Genomic DNA, 24,341 nt, shown 5'->3' on the forward strand with positions numbered 1-24,341 from the left:
TGCTCGTCGCCCGGGGATATTCCGGAGACGGAGGGTATTCGGGAGGAGGCCCGTACATCACGGGGACAAGCGTCCCATCCGTGTCAACGGTGGAGGTAGTCGACCAGCGACGCCTTCTCCGTCTCCAGTTCCTCGATCGCGCTCTTGACCACGTCACCGATGCTCACGATGCCGACCAGCCGCCCGTCCTCGACGACGGGCATGTGCCGGAACCGGTGTGTGGTCATGGTCCTTCGCAGCTCGTCGACGTTGTCGTGCGGGCCGACCGTGCGTACTTCCGAAGTCATGATCGCGGAGACGGGCTGGTCGAGCACGGCCGCGCCGCGGTCGTGCAGGCGGCGGACCACGTCGCGCTCGGACACGATGCCCGTGATCGTCACGCCGTCGGCGGAGACCACGACGGCGCCGATGTTGTGCTCGGCGAGCTTGGTCAGGAGTTCGCGGACCGTGGCTTCCGGAGCCACGGTCATCACCGCGCTTCCCTTGCCGCGCAGGATTGTCCCGATGAGCATCTGAACCACCTCGGCTCTCAGTTACCCCGGGTGGCTCCGGCTAAGCGCTCCACCCGTGTGCCTCTCAGGCAAGCAAGCAGGTAGGGGCATCGTCAAGCGTTCCCGTAGGCTGCATGCCGTACATGGAGCTTGTGAAACAGGATGCGTGATGACAGAGCCGCTCAATACCGGCAGCCATGATCTGCCCGTCACCGCGGCGCTGACCGCGTTCATGCGGACGGGCTGGGCCGACACCCGGCGCACCGACGTGGCGGCGCTGCCGATCGCGCCCTGGGCGGCCAGGCGCCGCGCCGCGCTCGCCGCCCGCTTCCCCGGTGAGCGGCTCGTCGTGCCGTCGGGGACGCTGAAGGTGCGCAGCAACGACAGCGACTACCGCTTCCGGCCGCACAGCGCGTTCTCCTATCTGACGGGCGCGGGCGAGCCGGGCGACGTGCTGGTCATCGAGCCGTCGGGTGAGGCCACGCTGTACCTCAGGCCGCGCTCGCCGCGCGAGGACGGCGAGGAGTTCTACCGCGACCGGCGTTATGGGGAGTTCTGGGTGGGGCGGCGGCCCGACCTGGAGGAGGCGGCCGAGCTCTATCAGATCGGCTGCGCCCACATCCGCGAGCTGTCGCTGTCCGGGCCCGCCAGGGTGCTGGGCGGCGTGGACGCGGCGGTCGACGCGCTGCTGCCCGGCGACGCGGAGTTCGAGAGCTTCCTGTCGGAGATGCGGCTGATCAAGGACGCGTGGGAGATCGGCGAGCTGCAGTCGGCGGTCGACGCCACCGCGCGCGGCTTCGAAGACGTCGTACGCGCGCTGCCCGCCGCGCTCGGGCACCCTCGGGGCGAGCGCTATCTGGAGGGCGTGTTCGGGCTCCGTTCGCGCCTGGAGGGCAACGCGGCCGGCTATGACAGCATCGTGGCCTCGGGCGCGCACGCGTGCGTGCTGCACTGGATCCGCAACGACGGCCGCCTCGACCCGAACGAACTCCTGCTGCTGGACGCGGGTGTCGAGTCCGACACCCTCTACACGGCCGACATCACCCGCACGCTGCCGCTGTCCGGCCGTTTCAGTCCCGTGCAGCGGCAGGCGTACGAGCTGGTGTACGAGGCGCAGACGGCCGGGATCGCCGCGCTCAAGCCCGGTGCCCGCTTCCGCGACTTCCACCTGGCGGCGATGCGGGTCATCAGCGAGGGCCTGCACGACTGGGGCCTGCTGCGCGACTCGCCGGACGCGCTGATGGAGTCGGGCCTGTACCGCCGCTACACGCTCTGCAGCAGTGGCCACATGCTCGGTCTGGACGTGCACGACTGCGCCCGCGCGCGCTCGGAGGTCTACCTGGACGGCGTCCTGGAGGAGGGCCAGGTGCTCACCGTCGAGCCGGGCCTGTACCTGCAGCCCGACGATCTCACCCTGCCGGCGGAGTTCCGGGGGCTGGGCATCCGGATCGAGGACGACCTGGTGATCACCGCCGACGGCGCGCGCCTGATGTCGGCCGCCCTGCCGCGCCACCCCGCCGAGGTCGAATCCTGGATGGGCGACCTGCTGAGCTGAAACGGTTACGAGGCGATCACGTTTCGTAGCGGGCTGACAACCTGTGACCTGGGTCTCATACCTTTTCCTCAAATTCCAGCGAAAGCATCGACTTACTAGACGGACCGTCAGTAGGGTTACTGCTTCCGTAGTCGGCTGGTTCCACGAGGTGGTCAGTTGTCCGGATACGTTGGCCGCAAGGCTGTGTCCGTGCTCGGCCAGGTGGGTGACCTCTTCGTCATCGTCCTGGAGGGATTGCGCCGCAGCTGGGACGTCCGGAGCTGGTGGTGGGAGTTCGTCGACCAGTGCTGGTTCCTGGCCCGCGTGACCAGCGTGCCGGTGCTGCTCGTCTCCTTACCTCTCGGCGCCACTGTGGCGTTGCAGGTGGGTGACCTGGCATGGCAGCTCGGCGCGGCGTCCGCCACCGGCAGCGCCGTGTTCGTCGGGCTCATCCGGGAGGTCGCGCCGCTGGCCAGCGCCCTGCTGATCGCCGGAGCCGGCGGCAGCGCGATGACCTCCGACATCGGCGCGCGGCACATCCGCGACGAGCTGAGCGCGATGGAGGTGATGTCGGTCAATCCGATCCACCGCCTGGTGACGCCGCGCATGTGGGCGGCCAGCACGGTCGCGGTCTGCCTGTGCCCGCTGGTCATCCTGGCCGGGGCCAGCGGCGGCTACTTCTTCAACGTGGTCGTCCAGGGCGTGACCTCCGGCGCCTACTTCGACGGCGCGCTGTCGCTCGTGGTGGGCTCCGACCTGTACGTGACGCTGTTCAAGGCGTGGATCTTCGGCTTCATCGCCGCGGCCGTCGCCTGCTACAAGGGCATGACCTGCGCCACCAGCCCCGTCGGTGTGGGCCGGGCGGTCAACCAGTCGACGGTGGTCACGTTCATGCTGGTGTTCGCGTTCAACTACGTGATCTCCGCCGTCTACTTCCTCGCCTACCCGCCGAAGGCGCTGTGATGGTCTCACGTACGGCCGGCCTCAGGTTCGCCGTCAGCGGGCGCGAATGGGCCGAGCGGTTCGCGACCCTGGCCAACTGGCCGCTGTTCGTGTGGAAGGTGCTGTTCTACTCCGTCCGCGATGTGATCCTCCGGCTGAAGTACTTCAAGGTCGTCATCCGCCAGGTCAGCGACGTGGTCGTGGGCGTCGGCGCGACCGTCATCGGCGGCGGCATGATCTTCGTGGTGTTCACCATGGCCTTCGTCGTGGGCGCGACCGTGGGCCTGCAGGGCTACCAGGGGCTGCAGGCGATCGGCGCCGAGTCGTTCATGGGCCTGGTCGGCAGCTTCGCCAACGTACGCGAGATCACCCCGATCATCGCCGCGACCGCGCTGGCCGCGCAGGTCGGCTCGTCCTTCACCGCCGAACTGGGCGCGATGCGGATCTCCGAGGAGATCGACGCGCTGGAGGTGATGGGCATCAACGCCTTCACCTACCTGATCTGCACCCGGGTCGTGGCGGCGCTGCTGGCGCTGGTGCCGATCTATCTGATCGCGCTGTTCGCCAGTTTCTTCGCCACCCGGCTGATGAGCACGGTCCTGTTCGGGCTGGCGCCGGGCGTCTACGACTACTACTTCTACCTGTATCTGCCGGTCAGCGACATCGTGTTCAGCGTGACCAAGGTGGCGGTGTTCGCCTTCACCGTCGTCGTCATCCACTGCTACTACGGCTTCTACGCCACCGGCGGCCCGGTCGGCGTGGGCGTGGCGGCGGGCCGCGCGATCCGTCAGTCGATCGTCACGATCGTCCTGCTCAACCTGCTGCTGTCGTACCTGTTCTGGGGTAACGGCGGCAGCGTGAAGCTGACGGGGTGAATGAATGGGTCGCGACGAGTTCTCCCTGCCCGTCCGCGCGGGCATCGCGCTCGCGCTCATCGTGGTGCTCGCGGCGACGACGATCTTCATCGTACGGACCGCGTCGGAGATCAACGGCACCAGGATCGACGCCGTCTTCGCCCGGTCCGGTCAGGGCCTGGACACCCAGTCCCCCGTCAAGATCCGCGGCATCACGGTCGGCGACGTGACGAAGGTGTCCCTCGACGCCAAGGGCAAGGCCGTGGTGAGCATGGCCATCGAGCCCGGCGTCAGGCTGCCCAGCACCACTGTCGCGGCCATCGAGCCGTCGTCGGTGTTCGGGCCCAAGTTCGTCGACCTCAAGCTCGGCGCGGGCGAGACCACCGGCCCCTACCTGGCCGGCGGCGCGGTCATCACCCAGACCGAGCAGGCCCTCGACCTGTCCGACACGCTCGGCGCCGCCTACCGGGGCCTGAACGCCGTGGACCCGCGCGAGGTCACCGTCATCGTGCACACCCTGGCCCAGGGGCTCGACGGCGAAGGGAAGCGGCTGCGCGAGCTCATCGACGACGCGGGCACGGTCGTCGATGTCGCGCACCGGCAGCGCGCGCGGGCCAGGCAGTTCCTGCATGACACTGCCGGGCTGTCCACCGCGCTGTCCGACAAGGGCGACGAGCTGGTGGCGATCTCCTCCGACGTCAACGTCATCACCCCCGACCTGCTGGAACGGGCCGACAAGGTGCGGGTCCTGCTCCAGGAGGTCACCTCGGTCTCCGACCTGAGCGCGCACGGCCTGCGCAAGCACCGGCAGGACCTGCGGGCGGCCGTCCACTCGGGCGAGCGGGTGGCCTCGCTCATCTACGCCCAGCTCGGCCTGGCCGGTGACGGCGTACGCGGCCTGAACCGGCTGGTGGACCTGCTGAACAAGCTGATCGAGGCGCCGGGCCCCGGCGGCGCCCGCCAGTTGCAGGTGGAGGCGTTCGTCTCGACCGACATCTGCGAGCTCGTCGTCGGCTCCTGCGGACCCACCGACGGGAGGGACTGACGTGGCGCTGTCCAGGGAACGCGTGGCCCGCCGGTGGACGCTGCTGCGCGTGGTGCTGTTCGTCGGCTTGACGGTGGCGCTGATCGTGGTGATCACGGTGCAGATCGCCCGGGTCAGCACCGGCGGCGGATACCAATTAGTCGCGACATTTGATGATGTGTCCGGGCTGCGGGAGGGCGATCAGGTGAAGATCGCCGGGGCGCCCGTGGGACAGGTCGACACGATCAAGGTGGTGAACGGCCGGGCCGAGATCACCATGGAGGTCCAGGACGCCGTCAGGGTGCCGTCGGACACCGAGGCCGCGATCAGGTGGCGCAACGCGGTCGGCCAGCGGGTCGTCTACCTGCTCCCCGGCACCGCGCCGGGCCGGCTGGCCCCCGGCTCTCGGGTCGTCCGCACCTCGTCCGTGGTCGACATCGGCCAGCTGGTGAGCGACCTCGGCCCGCTGACCCGCAGCCTGGACCCCGACCAGATCAACCAGCTGCTCACCGCCGCCGCCAAATCCCTGAAGGGCAACGACAAGAACATCCCCCGGCTGCTCGACAACGTCAACGCCATCACCGGCACGATCAACGAGCGCAAGCAGACTATCCAGCGATTGCTCAAGGACTACGCCACCGTCACCGGCGTGGTCGCCCAGCGCGACAAGCAGATCGAGCAGCTCGTCGACAACCTGGTCACCCTCTCCGAGGCGTTCGCCGGCAACCGCAAGCTGATCGACGACGCGATCGTGCAACTCTCGACCACCGTCCATACCTCCGATCAGGTGCTCGGCAAGAACGCCGACGAGCTGGGCGCGCTGGTCGACAACCTCTCCGGGCTGACCGGCGGCATCAGGCGGCACGTGAACGAGATCGACAAGACGATCGGCACCTTCCAGCCGCTGCTGGCCCGCGCCTACTCCAGCGTCGATCGCGGCCACTACTTCATCACCGCGGTCCCGTGCCTGGCGCTGAGCGCCGCGCCCTGCCCGTACCCGATGAAGACGCCGCCCCCACTGCGCGGCAGCACGCGGATCCAGAGCTCGAAGGACCTGCAGAAGCTCATGGTCGGTGAGTGATGGCGCTCAAGTCCTTCCGCGACCGCAACAAGATCGTCGTCGGCCTGATCTCGCTGGCGGTGATCGGCACGATCCTGGTGGCCACCTTCCTCGTCGGCAGCCTCGGGCTGCTCGAAGGGGGCTACTACATGTCCGGCACGTTCGTGGACTCCGGCGGCCTGCGCACCGGCAACGATGTGCGGGTCGCGGGCGTGCGGGTCGGCAAGGTGACCGAGGTACGGCCCGACTACGGCCAGGGCAACGTGGTGGTCACCTGGAAGGTCGACACCGACGTACGGCTCGGCCGCGCCACCCGGGCCGACATCACGCTGTCCAACCTGCTCGGCGGCCGCTACGTCAAGCTGTCGGGCCCGGTCACCGCCCCGTACGTCGACCAGCTCCCCGAGGCGCAGCGCCGGATCCCGGTGACGCGGACGGGCGTCCCCACGCTGATCAACGATGCCATCAAGGACGCCACCCACCTGGTCCAGAAGCTCGACACCAAGGCCGTGGACGACCTGCTCACCCAACTGGGCAAGGTCGACATCAGCAAGCGCGGCCGGATCACCAAGCTGCTGAAGAACATCGGCGACCTGTCGGACACCATCAGCCAGAGCGAACCGCAGCTGCAGAAGCTCCTCGACAACGGCACCAAGATCATGAACGTGCTGGAGCGCAAGGACAAGCAGCTCGGCCGGCTCATCGACGCCATCGAGGTCATGCTGAACGAGCTGCGCTCGCGCCGCAACGAGCTGCGCGCGCTGCTCGGCGACGGCAGCGACCTCGTCCAGAGCACCACCCGGCTGATCAACGAGCACGAGAAGACGCTGGTCCAGGTCCTCGACGACACCGGCGCGATCACCACCAAGCTCAACAGCGGCAACAAGGAGTTCAACGCGCTCCTGGCGTGGGCCGGCCCGACGTTCTCCGGGCTGTCCACGATGGGCGGCCAAGGCCCGTGGCTCGAGGCCATAGCCACGGGCCTGGGCCCCATCGACCCGGAGGTGCTCGGCGCCATCGCCAAGGACAGGAAGAACGACCGATGACCCGTTTACTGGCGGCCCTGCTGGCCGGCACGCTGCTGGCGGCCAGTGGCGGGTGCACGCTGCTCGGCCCCGAGCCGTACCGGCTGACCGCGATCTTCAGCAAGGCGCCCTCCCTGTACGAGCAGGCGCGGGTGAAGGTGATGGGGCTCGACGCCGGATATGTGACGAGCATCCGGATCGACGGCGACAAGGTGCGCGTCGAGCTGTCGGTCGACCGGGAGGTGCCGCTGCCCGCGAACGTCAAGGCCGTGGTCGCGCCGCAGAACACCCTGGGCGAGCGCAACGTCGTCCTCTACCCGCCCTGGAAGCCCGGCGACCAGCGGATCGCCTCCGGCGCCACCATCCCGCTGGAGCGCACCGACCTGCCGGTGGAGATCGACGACGCGCTCGACGCGTTCACCAAGCTGACCGACGCGCTGGACTCCGACAAGCTGGGCGACGTCGCGGGCGACCTCGCCGACGGCGTCAGGGGCCGCGGCAAGACGGTCAACAACGCGCTCGCCGACACCGCGCGGCTCACCGACACGCTGGCCAAGCAGGACCAGCAGCTCATCGACCTGGCCAAGGGCCTGAACAAGCTGGCCACCAGCCTCAACAAGCGGCAGGGCCAGGTGACCGGCGCGATCGACTCCTTCGCCGAGGCCAGCGCCATCCTGGCCGAGGAGCGGCGGCGGCTGCGGACGTTCATCGCGGGGATGGCCGACTTCGTGCGCCGCGGCGACGTGATCATCGAAGCCTATTCAGAACGGCTCCCCCAGGCCGCCGGCACACTGGCCGAGCTGGTGCTGACCGTCCGGGCCAACAGCGCGTCGATGGCCCAGGCGATCAAGGGCGCGGCCGACTTCTCCGACATCCTGATCGACTCCTGGGACAAGAAGCAGCACGTACTGAAGATCCGCGTGGTGCTCAACGCGATGACCAGGGCCTGGCTGACCCCGCTGTTCGACGCCCTGAACCTCGGCAAGGTCCCGTGCCTGCCCGCCGGCCTCAGCAACTGCCCCTTCGAGAAGGGGAAGAAGAACCGATGAAGGCACGTGTCCTGTCCGGGCTGCTCGCGCTGGGCATCACCGCGTCCTGCTCGCTCCAGACACTCGGCGCCACCGGCGGCGATCTGACCATCAACGCCACCTTCGACGACGTCCAGAGCCTGGTCGCCGGGCACAGCGTGCAGATCTCCGACGTACGGGTGGGCACGGTGACCGGCATCCGGCTGCAGGGCTACCAGGCCAGGGTGACCATGTCGATCACGCCGGAGCACCCGGTGCCCGAAGGCAGCACCGCGACGGTGGCCAAGACCTCGGTCCTGGGCGAGAACTACGTCCAGCTCACGCCGCCCCCGGGCAAGGACCTGTCGAAGGGCCCCTACCTCAAGAGCGGCGCCACGATCACCGACACTTCGGTCGAACCGGACATCGAGCAGGTCACCGCGAAAGCCGGGCCGCTCATCGAGGCGCTCGGCACACAGGACGTCAACGCCATCCTCGACGCCGCCTCGACCGCGTTCGCCGGCAAGGGCGCCGACGTCAACAAGCTGATCAAGCAGACGGCCGAGGTGACCGACACCTACGCCGCCGCCCGCCAGGACATCGCCACCACCGTGGACGCCCTGGCCAAGCTGGGCGACCAGCTCGCCAAGGGCAGCAAGGAGCTGGACCGGCTGCCCGGCACGCTGGCGGCGGCCACGGCCCGCATCGCGCACGGCCGCAAGCACGTGAAGACGGCCATCATCGCGCTGACCGACCTGGCCAAGGAGGCCAACCTCACGGTCTACCCGCGGCACGCCGCCCGGCTGCGCACGCTGCTGCGCGAGCTCGACGCGATCACCTCCTCGATGCTGCGCGGCAAGGAGGACCTGAAGGCGCTGGTGGCCAAGCTGCAGGCGTTCATCGACACGCCGCCGATCACGGTCAACGGCCAGGTGCTGATCTACGTGTGGCTGAAGGGCCTGCTGACGCCGCGGCACAAGGGACTCCTGCCGAACGGCAAGACGGGCTTGCTGCCGAACGGCAAGACGGGTCTGCTGCCCAACCGGGTCGCGGACTTCCGCCTGCTCTGGGAGCCGCCGCGATGAGGAACTATCTGCTCTGGGGGCCGTCGCGATGAGGAACCGCCGCATCTATCTGAACCTTGGCTTCTTCGTCGTCCTAGGCATCGTGATGACGATCTGGGCGTTCAGCACGATCATCAAGCTCGACGCGATCACCCAGCCCTACCGGGTGTCGGCGGAGTTCGTCTCCTCCCCCGGCCTGGTCCGCGGCTTCGACGTCGCCTACCTGGGTGTGCGGGTGGGGAAGGTCGGGGACGTACGGCTGGCGCCCGGCAAGATCGTCGTGGGTCTGGACATCGACAAGGAGGTCCGGCTGCCGAAGGCGGCCACGGCCGAGGTACGGCGCAAGTCCGCGGTCGGCGAGCCGTACGTGGAGCTGTCGCCGCCCGTGACCGGCGTGAACGGCCCGACGCTCGCGGCCGGCGACGTGATCCCGCTGTCCAAGACCACGGTGCCGCTGGACTACCGCAAGCTGTTCGAGGGCGTCGGTAAGCTGCTGTCCGCGGTGCCGCCCAAGGACGCCAAGACGATCACGCACGAGCTGGCGGTGGCGCTGGACGGCCGGTCGTCGTCGATCAGGGACATCATCGAGGACGCGCACGACCTGACCGGCACGCTGGCCGACAACTCCCAGGTGCTCGACGACCTGTCTGTGCAGCTCACCCAGCTCACCCACACCCTGGCGGGCAGGAAGGACAAGCTGGCTTCCGGCATCACGGACCTGAGCACGGTGACGGCCACGCTGCGCGACTCGCGCAGCGACCTCGACGCCTTCCTGGACCAGGGACCCGGCGTGTTCGGGCAGCTCGACCAGGCCATCAAGCGGGCCAGACCGGGCCTGTCGTGCCTGCTGACCGCGGCGGGCCTGCCGCACAAACCGGTGTTCTCCGCCGAGACCGAGCGGAACGTGCACCACCTGCTGAGCATCGTGCCGACCGCGCTGAGCCTGGCGGACGACATCAGTGTGAGGGAGGGGAACACGGTGTACGGCAAGGCGTCGTTCATCTTCAGCGTCCCAGGCGGGCCGCAACCGGCGGAGGAGTACGCGGGCCCGGTCGGCCCGCCCACCGTGCCCCGCCTGCGCGCCTGCACCGACCGCGCGACGGACGAGCCGGTCCGTACGGAAGACGCCGCCGACCATCCCAGGAAAGACACCGAAGCAGAGCAGACCAGGCGGCCGGAAGCCCAGGCCAAGGCCACCGCACAGCCCGAGCGGACCCCGGAGGCGGCGGGCGCGAAGTCACCCGCCGCGGCTTCCGGGCCCGCGTCCCGTACCCCGGTGGACGCCGCTCCGCTGATCGTCGCGATCTTCCTCGCGGTGGCGGCGAGTGGTGGCATCTTGGGGTGGATCGCGGTGGGCCGGGCCGCCCGCCGCCGTGAGGAGAAGTCATGACCACCAAGCAGGACCTCGCGGAGGACCAGCGGAGCGCCACGGAGGAGGCCCCAGCGGCAGAATCACCGACCACCTCGAACGGGCCGCCTGGGGAGCCCTCGGCCAGCGCGGCCTCGGACACCGGCCCCTCGGACGGCGCCTCCTCTGACAGCGGCCCCTCGGACGGCGTCCCCTCCGACACCGGTGCCTCGGACGGCGGTGGGGTGGTCGCTGCTGGGCGGTCGGGGCTGGGGCGTGGCCGGATCCTGGTGGCGGTGGTGGCCCTGCTGGTGGCCGCGCTGGCCGCCACGGCGGCGCTGCAGTGGATCTCCGCGAGCCAGGCCCGCGACTCGCTGGCCCGGCTGGAGAGCGAGCGGGCCCTGCGACTGGAGGTCTCAGGCGCGGCGAGCTCGTTCGGCAAGGCGCTGCTCAGCTACGACTACCAGAACCTCCAGGCCACCCGCGCCACGCTGACAGCCCAGGCCACCGGCGACTTCCTGGCCACCTACGACGAGGCGTTCGGCGGCGCGATGGCCCAGGTCATCGTCAAGCTCAAGGCCGTCTCGCAGGCGAACGTCCGCGAGGTCTACCTCTCGGACGTCGACGAGGCCACCGCGCACGCCATCGTCGTGGTCGACCAGCAGGTGAACACCTCGGAGGCGATACGCTCGGTCAAGGACTCCCATCTGAAGATCAGCCTGGTCAAGGAGAAGGGCGTCTGGAAGGTCCACGACGTGACCGTGCTCGGCGCGGCCAAAGAGGACCAGTACAACCTGGACAGCGGCACCAAGAAAAAGGACTGACCGATCGGCCCCGTGGCGATGGGTGGGCGCCCCGACGAGGTGCTCGCCCCAGAAGACTGGCTGACCGACGTCGAGCGGGCGCGCGCCGCCAGGTTCGCGTTCGAGCCCGACCGCCGCTCGTTCACGGCGGCCCACCTGCTCGTACGCCTCTGCGCCGCGGCGGTGCTCGACACCGACCCGGCCGGGCTGACCCTGTTACAACACTGCGAGATACACGGCCCCGGCCACGGCCGCCCATACATCGAACAGGCCCCCTCCCTGGGCGTCAGCCTCAGCCACACGCGCGGCTACGTCTGCGCGGCGGCCGGTGCGGGCCGGGTGGGCATCGACGCCGAACGCGTGCCGCCGGGCCCGTTCGACCGGCTGCTCGCGGGCCGGGCGCTCACCGAGCGGGAACTGGCGGCGGTCAGCACCAACGAAGAGCTGATCAGGCGCTGGACCCGCAAGGAGGCCCTGATCAAGCGCGGCGAGCTGACCATCGACGGGCTGCGGGCCACCGACGCCGACGTGACGGGCCGCCACCTGCTCGAATGGACCGCCGAGGGCGACATCGTAGTGGCCGTCATCACAGATTCACCAGCCGAGCAGCTGCCTCTGGTCGGATAAAATGGAGGCATGTTCTACAGCAAGTCAGTCGAGGAGCGAATCGCCGATCGGATGGCCAAGCGCAAGCCGCTCGAAGAGGGCAAGACCTTCGAGCACGGGCCGGCCAAGTTCGTGTTCGTCTCGCTGATCGTCGCCGTCGTGCTCATGCACGTCGTCGGCCTCGCCGTGGTCATGGCCCTGGACTAACGACGCCGAGTGGGAGTCGGATCCAGGAACACCTGGGAGATGCCGGGATAGCGATCCCGCAGCCAGCGCTCCAGCTCGTCGCAGGCGATCTCCACCCCCGCGGCCGTCGCGTCGTCCCGGAAGTCGATCTTCGCGGCCACCAGGAAGCGGCCCGGGCCCAGCATCATGGTGAGCAGCTCGACCACGCTCTCCACCTCGGGCTGCCCCGCCAGCACCGCGCGGATCTCCTCCTCGACCGGGCCCGGAGCGGACTGGCCGATCAGCAGCGACACGTTCGACCGGATCAGCGTGAGCGCGGCCACCAGCAGGAGCACCCCGATCGCGATCGACGCCGCGCCGTCCCACACGGGCGAGCCGGTCACCTGGTAGCCGAGCAGACCCAGCGCCGCGATCACCAGCCCGATCAGCGCGGCCGCGTCCTCGTACACGACGGCCTTCAGCGCGGTGTCCGAGGTGATCGAGACCAGCCGGAACGGGCTGACGTCATGCCTGCGGGCCTCCCTGCGCAGTTGCGCGAGCGCGTTGAGGAAGGACACGCCCTCGATCGCGAAGGAGAGGGCCAGCACGATGTACGACGGGATGAGGTTGCCGAGCCGCTCGCCGTGGCTGATCTCGTGCACGCCATGGGTGATGGAGAACCCCGCGCCACCGACCAGGGTCGCGACGGCCGCCATCATCGCCCAGAAGAAGCCCGCCTTGCCGTGCCCGAAGGGGTGGCGCGAGTCGGCGGGCCGCTGGCCCCGGCGTACGGAGACCAGGAGCAGGAGCTCCGTCACCGTGTCCGCGGCCGAGTGGGCCGCCTCCGACAGCATCGCCGCCGAACCGCCGATCAGGCCCGCGATCAGCTTGGCCACCGCGATGGCCAGGTTCGCACCGCCCGCGACCAGGACGGTGCCCAGACTCTCACCCGAGTTGTCCGCCACGACGGGTCACTCTATGACGCGCGTTACCCCTGGCGGCATGGTGGGCCGCGTCCGGCGGCGTGGCGGGGCCTCGTCCGGCGGTCCGCCATAGAGCCTGCGGCGTTCCACGGACTGCGAGGTCACACGGACTGCGAGGCCGGCGCCTATGTGCGCTAGATTGGAGATCTTGACCTCCTCCCTCGCCTGAAGACGGGGGTATCCACGCTCGAGGAGTCTCGATGAGCGCGCCTCGCTGGCTCTCCCCCGCCGAGCAGCGTGCCTGGCGTACCCACCTGGCGCTGCACAAGCTGCTCATGCATCGGCTCGACCGCGAGCTGCAGGAGCACGCCCTGTCGGTGAACGACTACGAGATCCTGGTCAATCTCTCGGAGAGTCCCGACCACCGGATGCGGATGAGCGATCTGGCCGACGCGACCATCCAGTCGCGCAGCCGGCTGTCGCACCAGATCTCCCGTATGGAGGCCAAGGGACTGGTCGTCAGGGAGGACTGCCACGACGACCGGCGGGGCACGTTCGCGGTGCTGACGAGCGAGGGCTGGGCCACGATCGAGCGGGTCGCGCCTGATCACGTGACCAGTGTCCGGGAGCACTTCGTCGACCGGCTCACCGACGACCAGCTGGACGCGCTGGTGGCCGCCTACGAGCCGATCGTCGAGCACCTGAAGAAGCTACGCTGAACGGCCACGCCGACACCTAACCGATATGCCCGACGGCGCACGATCGTTCCGGGCGCTCGCTACGATCCGCTCATGCTTCGAAAGCTGCTGTTCGTCGTCGTCTTCGCGCTGGTGTCCGCCTGCTCATCGGGCGGCGGCGGAAGCGAGCTGCCCGCCGGGCCCGACCTGCTGAAGAAGTCCACCGAGGCCATGAAGGTGGTCAAGTCGGCCACCTTCTCCATCGCCACGGACGGCAAGCCCAAGGTGCCGGTGAAGAAGGCCGACGGCAGGCTGACGGCCGCCGGTGACGCCGACGGCACGATCACCATCGAGGTGCTGGGCAGCCTCCAGGAGATCACCTTCGCCCTGGTCGGCGACACCGTGCACTTCAAGGGCCCGACCGGCGGTTTCCAGAAGATGACCAGGAAGGACCTGGCGCAGCTCTACGACCCGTCGAAGATCCTCGACCCGGCCAAGGGCCTCGCGCAGCTGCTCAGCACGGCCACCGACCCGCGTGTGGAGGCCGAGGAGAGCGGCGCCTACCGGGTGGCCACCGCGTTCTCCGGTCAGGTCCTCGGCACGCTCATCCCCGGCGTCACGCAGGGCGTCAACGGCAAGCTCTGGGTGGACAAGGCCACCAGCCGGCTCACCAAGCTCGAACTGCCGCTGCAGGACGGCACGGTGACCGTGTCGCTCAGCGACTTCGACGCGCCGGTGACCATCACGCCACCCGCCGCCGGATGAGGCGCGCCCGCCGGGTCGCGCTCGGCGTCGGCGGCGCGGTGGTGCTGCTGGCCGCCCTCGACGCGTACGTGGTCGTGACCGTCCTGCTCGACATCGCCACCGACGTGGGCATCCCCACCAACCGCCTGGAGCGGGCGACACCGGTGGTCACCGGGTTCCTGCTCGGCTACATCGCCGCGATGCCGCTGCTCGGCCAGCTCTCCGACCGGTACGGCCGGCGGCCCCTCATCCACGCCTGCCTGGCGGCGTTCGCGCTCGGCTCGGTGCTGACCGCGCTGGCGTCCGGAGAGGTGATGGTGGTGGCGGGCCGGACGATCCAGGGGATCGCGGGAGGCGCGCTGCTGCCGATCACGATGGCGCTCATCGGCGACCTGTGGCACGAGCACGAGCGGCCGGTGGCACTCGGCGCGGTCGGCGCGGCGCAGGAGCTGGGCAGCGCGCTCGGTCCGCTGTACGGCGGGGTGCTGGCGCTGCTCCCGAGCACCACGGTGTTCGGGATCGAGCTGGGCGGCTGGCACGCCATCTTCTGGATCAACCTGCCACTGGCGGCACTGGCCGCCGTGGCGGTCCACCTGACCGTCCCCTCACCACAGGCTCAACGGGCCCTTTCCGGCCCCGCTCCCATGGGTCAGACCCCGCCCGGCCCTCTGAAGCAGACTCCGTCCGACCTTTTGGAGCAGACCCGGTCCGAACACCCGGAGCAGCCGTCTTCCGGGCCTTCGGGTGGGGCGTCCGCCAAGCTTTCGGATCATGGGTCCTCCGGGCTGCCGGGGCAGGCGTCGGCCGGGCGTGTGGACGGGGTCGGCGGCGCGTTACTGGCATTGAGCCTCGCCCTCCTGGTCGTGGGCCTGTACAACCCCGATCCCGCCACGACCGTGCTGCCGCCCTGGGGCCTGCCGGTGATCGCGGCCGGGGTCGTGGCCGGGGCGGCGTTCGTCTGGTGGGAGATCAGGTCGAAGGTCCGGCTGCTCGACCTGACGGGCACCCGCAAGGGACCGCTGCTGGCCACGCTGGGCGTGAGCTTCCTGACCGGGGCCGCGCTGCTGATCACCATGGTGTTCGTCCAGTTCACGGCACAGACGCTGCTCGACCTGGAGACGTTGGACGCGGCGCTCGTGCTGGCCAGGTTCCTGATCGCGCTCCCGGTGGGCGCGCTGCTGGGCGGTCTGCTGGCCCGCCGGCTCGGCGACCGCGTGGTGGCGGTGGCGGGCCTGATCGTGGCCTCGGCCGGGTACGGCGTGATGAGCCGCTGGCCGCTCGACCTGGCGAACGCCGCCCTGATGGTGGACCTCTCCCTGGTCGTGGCCGGACTGGGGCTGGGGCTGGTCATCGCCCCCGTGTCGGCCGCGGTGCTCCGGGTGACACCCGCCACGCAGCACGGGGTGGCCTCGGCGGCGTTGGTGGTGGCCAGGATGATGGGCATGCTGATCGGCATCGCGGGGGTGTCGGCGTGGGGGTTCCACCGGTTCCAGTCGCTGACTGCGGGCCTGGACACGCCGCTGCCGGTGGGGGTGGAACCTGCGGTGTACGCGAAGCAGCTGAGCGAGTACCTCGCGAAGGTGGACGCGGCGCTACATCTGGAATACACGGAGATGTTCTTCGTCACGGCGCTGATCTGCCTTTTGGGCGCGGCGGTCGCCGCCTTCCTGCCCCGCACTCGGTGAAGTCCGTCCTGGCCCCGCACTCGGTGAAGTCCGTCCTGGCCCCGCTCCCGAGGAGGCCGTTCCAGCCCTGCGCCCGGTGACGTCCTTCTTGTCCCGCGCTTCCGCTGAATCCTTCTTGTCCCAAGCCGGCCCCGAAGACCCACCCGTCCTTCGGGGCTGACCATGGGGAGGCCGACCATTCCGTATGGACGCCATGGCCGGCCATACGGAAGCCATGGCCGACCATGCGCACGTCACGGCGCCCGGCCCCGCCCACCGGAGGAGCGTGCCCCTGGACGGGGCCCGGCCACGTATGGCGGGTGGGGCTCACCGGGCTTGCCGTAAAATATGGCGCTTTTCTACGGAGAGAGCCGAGGGCGGTCTACGGAGAGAGGCGATTCAGGTCGCGGGGGAACAACGTGGCCTGGCGGATGTTCGCGGCGCCGACCAGGCGCGCGGTCCAGCGCTCGAGCCCCAGCGCGAACCCCCCGTGCGGCGGCATGCCGTGCGCGAACGCCTGCAAATACCCCTCATACGGCCCGACATCCTCACCACGCGCGGCGAGCGCGTCGAGGTAATCCTGGTGCCTGTGCAGCCGCTGCCCGCCCGTCACCAGCTCCAACCCCCGGAAAAGCAGGTCGAACCCGTTCGAATACCCCTCACGCAGCGGGTCCGGATGGGTGTAGAACGGCCGCTTGGCCATCGGATACCCCGTGACGAACAGGAACTCCGACCCGTGCTCCCGCACCGCCCACTCCGACAACCACCGCTCCTGGTTCGGTGACAGGTCCGGCTCGAACTCGTCCGTGAGCCGCTGCGCCTCGGTGAAGTGGATCGCCGGGATCTCGGCGGGCACCTCCGGCAACGTCACGTCGAGCAGGTCGACCGCCGGCTGCCCCTGTACCGCCTCCACCATGCCCGCCACCGCCTCGCGCAGCACCGCCATCACGTCGCGGTGGTCGCGCACGAAGCCCAGCTCGGCGTCCAGGCTGGTGTACTGGGCCAGGTGGCGGACCGTGTCGTGCGGCTCGGCCCGGAAGACCGGCCCCACCTCGTAGACCCGCTCGAACACACCGACCATTGCCTGCTTGTAGAACTGCGGCGACTGCGCCAGGTAGGCGGGGCGGCCGAAGTAGTCGATGCCGAAGACGTTCGCGCCCGATTCGGTGGCCGAGGCGACGATCTTGGGCGTGTGGATCTCGGTGAACCCCAGCCGGTCCAGCGCCCGGCGGAACCCGGCCACACTCGCCGCCGAGATCTCCAGCGGCGCCCTGAGCCGCGGATGGCGCAGCGCGACCGGTGCGTGGTCGAGGATCGTGGGCAGCGCGGCGGGCACGACCGGCCGGTAGAGGTCGAACGGCGGCGCCTCGGTGGGCTCGGCCAGTACCTCGATCTCCGCCTCGGTGAGCTCGGCGCCGCCCGGCGCCTGCGGGTTCACGGTCACGACGCCCGTCACCCGGACGACCGTCTCCTCCCCCGGAACCGCACCGGGCTCCTCACCCGGGACCACGCCGGGCGTCACCACCTGGGCAAGCCCGCTGCGGTCCCTGACGACCAGGAAGGACACGGATTTCAGCCGCCGGCGGCGATGTACCCAACCGGCGATCGTCACTCGTTGTCCGGCGTGCTCAGCGAGCTCCGCCGACAGGACACGAGAGATCATCACAGCTCCTCACGAGTTGCATGATCCCTTGGGAGTGCGGGGGAGAAGGGAACTCCCGGTGCCACCGCACTTTCGCCGCCCACGAAAGGGCGGCCTCCACGACCCGATGACGGGGGTCAGACCGGCGGGGCATTTCCTCCCCGCACTCGGGAGTGTCTTCGCCGAAGGGGCGCGAGGCCGCCTTCACAGCTACCGGCGGCTCTCTCAGCCCGCGCGGGCCTTCGGTTACTCGTCTCCGTCTACGTGTTGCCGGAGAGCGTAGTCATCGCCGGCGGACGTCGGCAACCTGATGAGAACCCGTCCGCACAGGCACGCCTACATCCAGAACGCCCAATAGTGTTTGGTCGCGTCAAGCAGTACGGCGGCTGCGGCTCCGAGAATGACGCCGTACAGCATGTAGCGACGTTGAGTACCTTGGCCCCGCTTCTCGACACGTTGAGCCACGGCGTCGACCTGCCTGGCGAGGAGGACGTCGAAGGCATCGGCCTCTTCTTTACGTCGCGCCGCGATTTCACGGCTCGAATCGGCTTCACGCCTGTTGGTTTCCGCTTCGGCCGCAAGTCTTCGGGCAACGGCCGCACGGGCTTTCATCGCGGCCTCAAGTTCAGCCAGTTCGTCGAAGGTGCCTTCCAAGCGGCGGGCCAGATCCGCGAACTGGATCTCGAGACTTTCGTCGTCGGCATCGCCCAGAGCGCGACCATGCCGCGGATTCAATCGCGTAATGAGGCTCTCGAGGTCTGCGAACTGCTGGTCTGAACGAAACCGATCTCGAAGTACTGCGGTGCATCTCAGCGAGCTTCGGGAATGCAGTTTCAGGAACCGACGCTGCTGTGATCAAGGATCAACCCCGAACTTCCTTCATCCGCGATCGGCTGACCCATGACCACACCCACCCTCAACGACCTCCAGCCCGGCTGTCTCGTCTACATCCCCGCCGGGGCCTCCCCACAGCACGCCCGCCCCCTCGCCATGTGCCTCCACGACGCCGGCCCCAGCTACTACCCGCGCGGCGAGGTCTGGCTGGCCGGCCAGGTCCTCCGCGCAGACGGCTCCAATCCTCTCCAGTACCGCACCACCGCGATCAACGCCACCCTGGCCAAGATCACCATCGCCTCGCCCGGCATCCGCCACTGCGTCGCCACCGGCCGCCCCAACTCGTACGGCATCATCGCCATGAACGAGACCGGGGAGCTGGAGCCCGGCTGGCGCATGCTCCAGAGAGAGCACCTCAGCGGCACCAACCTCTGCCCGCGGCCTGCGTACTCACCTACGGCGCCCACATCCCCGCCATGACCCCGCCGAGACCCTCATGGCCACCGCAGCACAGGACGCTTTGACCAGAGCCAAGACGGCTGACAGCTGTCTTGTCTCGTCGGATCTGAGGCATGAAACATCTCTCACCTGCGGTTCCTCATGATCAATGAGACGGATCGATGTCGATCCGTCTCATTGATCATGAGGCATTTCGCGGGATGTCTCCTGCCGCCCGCCACACCCCAGGCTCGATCTCCCGCGATCGAGCCCGCAGCGTCTCCGCCAGCCCTCCAGGCCACTGCGTCCCTTCCGGGCCCATCGACCACGTGACCCCGTCCAGGCTCGTGCCATCCAGGTCCGCGCAGGCCAGATTCGTTCCGCGCAGGGACGCGCCCGCCAGGTTCGCATGAGTCAGATACGCGCGGCCCAGGTTCGCGTGATCCAGGTTCGTGTCGCGGAGGTCCGCCTCGGTCAGGTTCGCGTCGTTCAAGTCCGCGCCGACCAGGTTCATGCCGCGCATCTTCGCGCGGTACAGGTCCTCGCCGCGGTCCAGGTCGAAAATGTCGTCTTCCCAGTCCACCTCTTCCATGAACCGACGGTAGACCGACCCGCCCACCTGTCACACCAATCCGCCCGATCTGGACACGAAGGCACATGGTCCGGCGGAACGCATCGAGTGGGTCCCCTGACGGACATCCGCCTGCCTGATCGACAAGCGCGGCATCGCCCGCGGAACCAGCATGAACGTTCTGCTCTGCGTCCCTCACAGAGGTGTAGCTTCCGGCGCGAGAGCAGGCGCACTCCGTATCCGCTGAAGGAGATCCAGCTCCCCCCACATCCGACGACCACAGGGGGCGGATAGGGGTTATCCGGAGGGCCGTCGCCGAGCACACTCGGGGCAACCCGTCCCCCGGAGGAGGCCGACATGCGCAGAGCCCTGGTCGGATGCGCCGTCGCGCAGATCGTCGTGGTGATCCTGCAGTTCTACCTGGCCACGTTCGGCGCGTTCCAGATGCCGCGGCCCACGGGCACGGATCCCGCGGCGATCGGCCTGCACGCCGCGAACGGCCTGTTCGTCATCCCGGCCGTCTCCCTCGTGGCCACCGTCGTCGCGGCGCTGGCGAAGGTGCCCGGCAAGCTGATCGCGCTGAGCGCCGCTCCCCTGGTGCTCAGCGCCGTCCAGATGCTCGTCGTCTTCCCGCTGGCCGGCCTCGCGGGCGCGACGACGGACGACACACCGCTGGCCAGCCTGTTCGTGTACGGTCTGCACGCCGTCGTGGGGCTGGGGCAGCTCTGGGCGGTGATCGCCGCCTACCGTGCCGTACGCAGGCACACCAAGGCACCCGTGGAGGAACCCCAGCCCCAGCCGGTCTGACCGAACCCACGCCCAGGCCCGGCCCGAAGAGAGCCGAACCGTGACCTGAGCCGGAACCCCGGACGGCGACCTGGATCGGAGCGCCGCCCTGGGCCGAGGCTACTTCTTGGCGGGCTGGCCGCCGCTCTTCCGCTTCTCCCGGATCTTCATCGACACATCGATCGGCGACCCGGCGAAGCCGAACTCCTCGCGGATCCGGCGCTCGATGAAGCGCCGGTAGGTGTCCTCCAGCCAGCCCGAGGTGAACAGCACGAACTTGGGCGGCTCCACCGACGCCTGCGTGGCGAAGAGGATCTTCGGCTGCTTGCCACCCCGCACCGGCGGCGGCGTCTGGTGCACCAGCTCGGTCAGGAACGCGTTGAGCCTGGCCGTCGGCACCCGCGTCGACCACGACCCGAGCGCCTTCTCCAGCGCCGGGACGAGCCGGTCCATGTGGCGGCCGGTCTTGGCGGAGATGTTGACCCGCAGCGCCCACGGAGTGCGGACGAGCTGCCGGTCGATCTCCCTCTCCAGGTAGTAGCGGCGGTCCTCGTCGACCAGGTCCCACTTGTTGAACGCGACGACCATCGCCCGGCCCGACTCGATCACCAGGCCGATGATCCGCAGGTCCTGCTCGGTGAGCACCTCACTGGCGTCGATGAGGACGATCGCCACCTCGGAGCGTTCGAGGGCGGCTCGGGTGCGCATGGCGGCGTAGAAGTCGGCGCCCTGCAGCTCGCGGTCGCGCCGCCTGATGCCGGCGGTGTCGACGAAGCGCCAGGTCTTGCCGCCCAGCTCGATCAGCTCGTCGACCGGGTCACGGGTGGTGCCCGCCATCGGGTCGACCAGCACCCGCTCCTCCCCCGCCAGCTTGTTGAGCAGCGAGGACTTACCGACGTTGGGCTTGCCGAGCAGCGCCACCCGGTAGGGGCCGCGCTCGGCGTCGAACCGCAGCTCCGGCGTCTCCGGCAGCGCGTCGAGGATCACGTCGAGCAGGTCGCCGCTGGAGCGGCCATGCAGGGCCGAGACCGGCTGCGGCTCGCCGAGGCCGAGCGCCCAGAGCGCGGCGGCCTCCAGCTCCACCTGCTGGTTGTCGACCTTGTTGGCGGCCAGGATGACCGGCTTGCCCGACTGGCGGAGCACCGAGCCGACCGTCTCGTCGGCGTCGGTCGCGCCCACGGTGGCGTCGACGACGAACACGATCACGTCGGCCAGCTCGACCGCGACCCGCGCCTGGTCGGCGATGCGCAGGTTCATTCCGGTGGCCTCGGGGTCCCAGCCGCCGGTGTCGACGACCGTGAAGCGGCGCCCGCGCCAGTTGGCGTCGTAGGTGACGCGGTCACGGGTGACGCCCGGCACGTCTTCGACGACCGCCTCGCGGCGGCCGATGATGCGGTTGACCAGCGTGGACTTGCCTACGTTCGGGCGACCGACGATGGCCACGACCGGCACCGGGCCGCTGTCGGCGACGTCGTCGGATACTGCGAGATCGTCGAGTTCAGCCTCGACCCAATCCCCCGTTGACACGATTTTTCATCCTTTGTGAGTACCGCACCCTTGTCAGGTGCGCTCCTTGATCAGACTCAGCACCTCGCCGATGACCTCTTCGAGGGTCAGCGGCGTGGTGTCGAGCTCGACGGCGCCAGCCGCCATCGAGAGTGGATCCGTCTTGCGAGTGGAGTCGAGGGTGTCACGCTTGGCCATCGCGGCCTGCTGCGCCTCCACCGTGGTGCCGCTCAGCTCCGCCGTACGGCGCAGTGCACGGGCCTCGGCGCTGGCCGTCAGATAGACCTTGACGGTCGCGTCGGGGGCGACCACGCTGCCGATGTCGCGGCCCTCGACCACGATGTCGCCGCTGCCGATGATCTCCCGCTGCAGTTCAACGAGACGCGCGCGCACCTCGGGAACCGCCGCGACGACGGAGACCGAACCGGTGACCTCAGCCTCCCGGATCGGCCCGGCCACGTCGACACCGCCGACGTGGATGGACGGGCCGTCGGGGTCGGTGCCGCAGGTGATCTCGGGCTCGCCCGCGCGGGCCGCGACAGCGGTGGGATCGACCAGGTCGACGCCCTGCTGGAGCATCCACCAGGTCATCGCCCGGTACATCGCCCCGGTGTCCAGGTAGCGCAGCCCGAGTGCGCGAGCGACTCCACGCGACACGCTCGACTTGCCCGACCCCGCGGGACCGTCCATGGCGACGACCAGACCGGTCACGGCCTCTCCCTCTTCACGTTTCCCACTGCACGTTTTTCCCCAACCTGAAGAGGCTACCGCCTCGCACGCATGCCCTACGCCCTGCTGGACAATCCGGCGTCCGCCGCGACCCCCTCCCGACCACAGTCTCCATTCCGCGCTCGATCGTCCGCCGACCACGGTCCCCATACCGCGTACAGGGCCGGATACCGTTCCAACGCGGTCGCCAAGGCGTCGGGGCGCGCCACCCGCCATTACTTGAGGCCGGCCGTCAGCCGGAACAGGCCGACCGGCACCAGCCCGCGCTTGAGCAAGCGGTAGGTGGGCAGCGGGCTGCCGCTCACCGTCTCCTTGTAGACGATGGCCCAGCGCCCCTTCAGGTACGCCCTGCGCGGCGTGTCGTCGGGGTGGGTGAACTGGATGACCGCGTCCCGGCGTCCGAGGCTGAGGGGTTGATGAACGTACCCGAACCGGAACGCCTTCACCGGACGGCCGCGCAGCCCGTCGGCGAGCGCGTCGGCCGCGTGCAGGCCCGTCGGGATGCCGCCCTGGCAGGTCCCGTGCATGACGCCGTACGGCTGGCGCACCGCGGCGGCGTCGCCCACGGCGTAGACGTCCGGGTGCGACACCGAGCGGAGCGCGGCGTCGACCACGATCCGGCCCCGCCCGTCCACCGTCAACCCCGCCTCGTTGGCCAGGGGCAGGCCCTTGGTGCCGGCGGTCCAGAGTGTCGCGTCGGAGGGGATCAGCTCGCCCCCGGCCAGCTCGACGGCGTCCGGTAGCACCTTGGTGACCTCGGCACCGTCGCGTACCTGGATGCCGAGCCGGTCCATCGCCCGCTCGACGTAGGCGCGGGCCTTCTCCCCCATCATCGAGCCCGGACGGCCTCGGCTGAGCAGGACGACGCGCAGGTTGGGGTGCGCTTCGGCGAGCTCGGTGGCCGACTCGACGCCGGTCAGACCGCCACCGGCCACGACGACCGTCCCCCGGTCGAGCTCACCGAGCCGTCGCGCGAGCCGTACGGCCTGGTCGTGGTCGTCGTAGACGTAGGCGTGCTCGGCCACGCCGGGGGTCGAGGCGTCGGTGACGGTGCCGAGGGCGTAGATCAGCTTGTCGTACGCGATCACGCGGCCGTGATCCGCGCCGTCGCAGTTGACGGTGACCTCGTGCCGTGCGGGGTCGAGGGCGCTCACGCGGCCCAGGACGAGGTCGATGCCCGTGCCGGCGATGATGTCGGCGATCGCGTGGTCCCGCAGCCGTTCGCCCGCGGCGGTCTGGTGCAGCCGCAGCCGCTCCGTGAACCGTGGTACGGCGCTGACCAGCGTCACCTTGCCGCCGTGGCGGCGCGTCCGGGTGGCCGCCCTGATCGCGGCCGCGATGCCTGTGTAGCCGGCGCCCAGAATCAGAATGTTCGTCATGTCCCTGGCTCCTTGCGAACTCCGATGGGATTCCGCGCTGAAGACGGAGCGAGCCGCCAGGAATGTGACATCGGCGCCGTTCTTCCACCCCCGAAGGGGCTCCCTCCCAGGGACACCCGCCCCGGCGGACCGTTACAGAGATCGAGACGGTCGCGTGACGAACCACCCGGGAACCCTTGTGGCCACCGCCATAGGAATCCGATGACCGCGTGAGGATGAGCAACTTTTGCCGTCTACCGTCAGCAGTGGAGTGCTGTCCTCGCGGGCGTGGCGCCAGGCGGTGACGGCGCCGACCGAGCCCAGCGGCCATGCGGGCGAGCCGTCGACTCCGCTGGTTGTCGTCGCGAACTACGCGGCGGGACCGAGGTGACCCTCAATGAGGGTCTGGGTGATCGGAGGGCGGTCCCAGAGAGCGAGGAGTTCGTTGGCGATGGCCGTGATCGGCAACGGGTGTGAATCGAGGGCAACGGTGGCCTCCGGTCGGTCCAATGATCGGGATGAAAGGTAAGCGTGACTCCCTTGGGA

General features: G+C 69.4%; 25 protein-coding genes. 18 read left to right on the plus strand and 7 right to left on the minus strand.

Features of this window, described 5'->3' with window-relative positions; all coding sequences use genetic code 11:
* Positions 1–83 precede the first annotated feature (83 nt).
* Positions 84–512, minus strand: coding sequence for a CBS domain-containing protein (locus AB0J16_RS54400; RefSeq protein WP_357639239.1), 429 nt, complete (start codon positions 510–512; stop codon positions 84–86).
* 148 nt (positions 513–660) lie between these two features.
* Here AB0J16_RS54400 and AB0J16_RS54405 point away from each other — a divergent pair, with 148 nt between their 5' ends.
* From AB0J16_RS54405 to AB0J16_RS54460, 12 genes are all read left to right on the plus strand, one after another.
* The gene (locus tag AB0J16_RS54405; RefSeq protein WP_358555584.1) at positions 661–2,046 is read left to right on the plus strand and encodes an aminopeptidase P family protein; all 1,386 of its coding nucleotides are present in this window, start codon (positions 661–663) and stop codon (positions 2,044–2,046) included.
* A gap of 156 nt (positions 2,047–2,202) precedes the next feature.
* Entirely contained in the window at positions 2,203–2,988 is a 786-nt protein-coding gene (locus tag AB0J16_RS54410) for an ABC transporter permease (RefSeq protein ID WP_263655046.1), read from the plus strand.
* Positions 2,988–3,842 carry an ABC transporter permease gene (locus tag AB0J16_RS54415; protein WP_358555587.1) on the plus strand — a complete coding sequence of 285 codons (855 nt, stop codon included), beginning with the start codon at positions 2,988–2,990 and terminating at the stop codon, positions 3,840–3,842. Before AB0J16_RS54410 ends, AB0J16_RS54415 begins: the two co-directional genes overlap by 1 nt.
* A 4-nt stretch (positions 3,843–3,846) precedes the next feature.
* Positions 3,847–4,866 (plus strand): MlaD family protein, encoded by a 1,020-nt coding sequence (locus AB0J16_RS54420; RefSeq protein ID WP_358555590.1) that lies wholly within the window; start codon positions 3,847–3,849, stop codon positions 4,864–4,866.
* Position 4,867: 1 nt separating this feature from the next.
* On the plus strand, positions 4,868–5,926 hold the full coding sequence (locus AB0J16_RS54425; RefSeq protein ID WP_358555593.1) for an MlaD family protein: 1,059 nt from the start codon (positions 4,868–4,870) through the stop codon (positions 5,924–5,926).
* Positions 5,926–6,951 carry an MlaD family protein gene (locus tag AB0J16_RS54430; RefSeq protein ID WP_358555666.1) on the plus strand — a complete coding sequence of 342 codons (1,026 nt, stop codon included), beginning with the start codon at positions 5,926–5,928 and terminating at the stop codon, positions 6,949–6,951. The genes AB0J16_RS54425 and AB0J16_RS54430 overlap by 1 nt, the downstream gene beginning before the upstream one ends.
* Positions 6,948–7,979: an MCE family protein gene (locus AB0J16_RS54435; protein ID WP_358555596.1), complete on the plus strand. Its 1,032-nt coding sequence runs from the start codon at positions 6,948–6,950 to the stop codon at positions 7,977–7,979. Before AB0J16_RS54430 ends, AB0J16_RS54435 begins: the two co-directional genes overlap by 4 nt.
* Complete coding sequence (locus AB0J16_RS54440; RefSeq protein WP_358555599.1) at positions 7,976–9,022, plus strand: MlaD family protein; 1,047 nt, start codon at positions 7,976–7,978, stop codon at positions 9,020–9,022. The genes AB0J16_RS54435 and AB0J16_RS54440 overlap by 4 nt, the downstream gene beginning before the upstream one ends.
* Before the next feature lie 28 nt (positions 9,023–9,050).
* The gene (locus tag AB0J16_RS54445) at positions 9,051–10,391 is read left to right on the plus strand and encodes an MCE family protein (protein WP_358555602.1); all 1,341 of its coding nucleotides are present in this window, start codon (positions 9,051–9,053) and stop codon (positions 10,389–10,391) included.
* Positions 10,388–11,173 (plus strand): hypothetical protein, encoded by a 786-nt coding sequence (locus tag AB0J16_RS54450; RefSeq protein ID WP_358555605.1) that lies wholly within the window; start codon positions 10,388–10,390, stop codon positions 11,171–11,173. The genes AB0J16_RS54445 and AB0J16_RS54450 overlap by 4 nt, the downstream gene beginning before the upstream one ends.
* A gap of 18 nt (positions 11,174–11,191) precedes the next feature.
* Positions 11,192–11,779 (plus strand): 4'-phosphopantetheinyl transferase superfamily protein, encoded by a 588-nt coding sequence (locus AB0J16_RS54455; protein ID WP_358555669.1) that lies wholly within the window; start codon positions 11,192–11,194, stop codon positions 11,777–11,779.
* Between the two features lie 9 nt (positions 11,780–11,788).
* Positions 11,789–11,965 carry a hypothetical protein gene (locus AB0J16_RS54460; protein WP_225291654.1) on the plus strand — a complete coding sequence of 59 codons (177 nt, stop codon included), beginning with the start codon at positions 11,789–11,791 and terminating at the stop codon, positions 11,963–11,965.
* Here AB0J16_RS54460 and AB0J16_RS54465 read toward each other — a convergent pair.
* Entirely contained in the window at positions 11,962–12,888 is a 927-nt protein-coding gene (locus tag AB0J16_RS54465; RefSeq protein ID WP_358555607.1) for a cation diffusion facilitator family transporter, read from the minus strand. The genes AB0J16_RS54460 and AB0J16_RS54465 overlap by 4 nt on opposite strands.
* 218 nt (positions 12,889–13,106) lie before the next feature.
* On the opposite strand from AB0J16_RS54465, the gene AB0J16_RS54470 reads away from it, so the two are divergent.
* The 3 genes from AB0J16_RS54470 (at position 13,107) to AB0J16_RS54480 (ending at position 15,952) form a co-directional block, all read left to right on the plus strand.
* Positions 13,107–13,565 (plus strand): MarR family transcriptional regulator, encoded by a 459-nt coding sequence (locus tag AB0J16_RS54470; RefSeq protein ID WP_357639270.1) that lies wholly within the window; start codon positions 13,107–13,109, stop codon positions 13,563–13,565.
* A 72-nt stretch (positions 13,566–13,637) separates the two neighbouring features.
* Positions 13,638–14,288 (plus strand): LppX_LprAFG lipoprotein, encoded by a 651-nt coding sequence (locus AB0J16_RS54475; protein ID WP_358555610.1) that lies wholly within the window; start codon positions 13,638–13,640, stop codon positions 14,286–14,288.
* Entirely contained in the window at positions 14,285–15,952 is a 1,668-nt protein-coding gene (locus AB0J16_RS54480) for an MFS transporter (RefSeq protein ID WP_358555613.1), read from the plus strand. The genes AB0J16_RS54475 and AB0J16_RS54480 overlap by 4 nt, the downstream gene beginning before the upstream one ends.
* A gap of 361 nt (positions 15,953–16,313) precedes the next feature.
* Here the strand turns inward: AB0J16_RS54480 and aspS are convergent, their stop codons facing one another.
* A complete protein-coding gene (aspS, locus tag AB0J16_RS54485; protein ID WP_358555616.1) occupies positions 16,314–17,594 on the minus strand; it encodes an aspartate--tRNA(Asn) ligase in 1,281 nt (426 codons plus the stop codon).
* Between the two features lie 414 nt (positions 17,595–18,008).
* On the opposite strand from aspS, the gene AB0J16_RS54490 reads away from it, so the two are divergent.
* Positions 18,009–18,350: a hypothetical protein gene (locus AB0J16_RS54490; protein ID WP_358555619.1), complete on the plus strand. Its 342-nt coding sequence runs from the start codon at positions 18,009–18,011 to the stop codon at positions 18,348–18,350.
* 123 nt (positions 18,351–18,473) lie between these two features.
* Positions 18,474–18,887: a hypothetical protein gene (locus AB0J16_RS54495; protein WP_358555622.1), complete on the plus strand. Its 414-nt coding sequence runs from the start codon at positions 18,474–18,476 to the stop codon at positions 18,885–18,887.
* A 160-nt stretch (positions 18,888–19,047) separates the two neighbouring features.
* On the opposite strand, the gene AB0J16_RS54500 is transcribed toward AB0J16_RS54495, so the two are convergent.
* Positions 19,048–19,437 carry a pentapeptide repeat-containing protein gene (locus AB0J16_RS54500; RefSeq protein WP_358555625.1) on the minus strand — a complete coding sequence of 130 codons (390 nt, stop codon included), beginning with the start codon at positions 19,435–19,437 and terminating at the stop codon, positions 19,048–19,050.
* A gap of 336 nt (positions 19,438–19,773) precedes the next feature.
* Between AB0J16_RS54500 and AB0J16_RS54505 the strand changes: the two genes are divergently transcribed.
* Positions 19,774–20,223 carry a DUF6220 domain-containing protein gene (locus tag AB0J16_RS54505; protein ID WP_358555628.1) on the plus strand — a complete coding sequence of 150 codons (450 nt, stop codon included), beginning with the start codon at positions 19,774–19,776 and terminating at the stop codon, positions 20,221–20,223.
* A gap of 99 nt (positions 20,224–20,322) precedes the next feature.
* Here the strand turns inward: AB0J16_RS54505 and der are convergent, their stop codons facing one another.
* From der to AB0J16_RS54520, 3 genes are all read right to left on the minus strand, one after another.
* A complete protein-coding gene (der, locus tag AB0J16_RS54510) occupies positions 20,323–21,729 on the minus strand; it encodes a ribosome biogenesis GTPase Der (RefSeq protein ID WP_358555631.1) in 1,407 nt (468 codons plus the stop codon).
* A 33-nt stretch (positions 21,730–21,762) separates the two neighbouring features.
* Positions 21,763–22,398 (minus strand): (d)CMP kinase, encoded by a 636-nt coding sequence (gene cmk, locus AB0J16_RS54515; protein WP_358555672.1) that lies wholly within the window; start codon positions 22,396–22,398, stop codon positions 21,763–21,765.
* Between the two features lie 254 nt (positions 22,399–22,652).
* Positions 22,653–23,816: an FAD-dependent oxidoreductase gene (locus tag AB0J16_RS54520; RefSeq protein WP_358555634.1), complete on the minus strand. Its 1,164-nt coding sequence runs from the start codon at positions 23,814–23,816 to the stop codon at positions 22,653–22,655.
* Positions 23,817–24,341 lie beyond the last annotated feature (525 nt).

This window comes from Nonomuraea sp. NPDC049750, from assembly GCF_040659625.1.
Lineage (GTDB): Bacteria > Actinomycetota > Actinomycetes > Streptosporangiales > Streptosporangiaceae > Nonomuraea.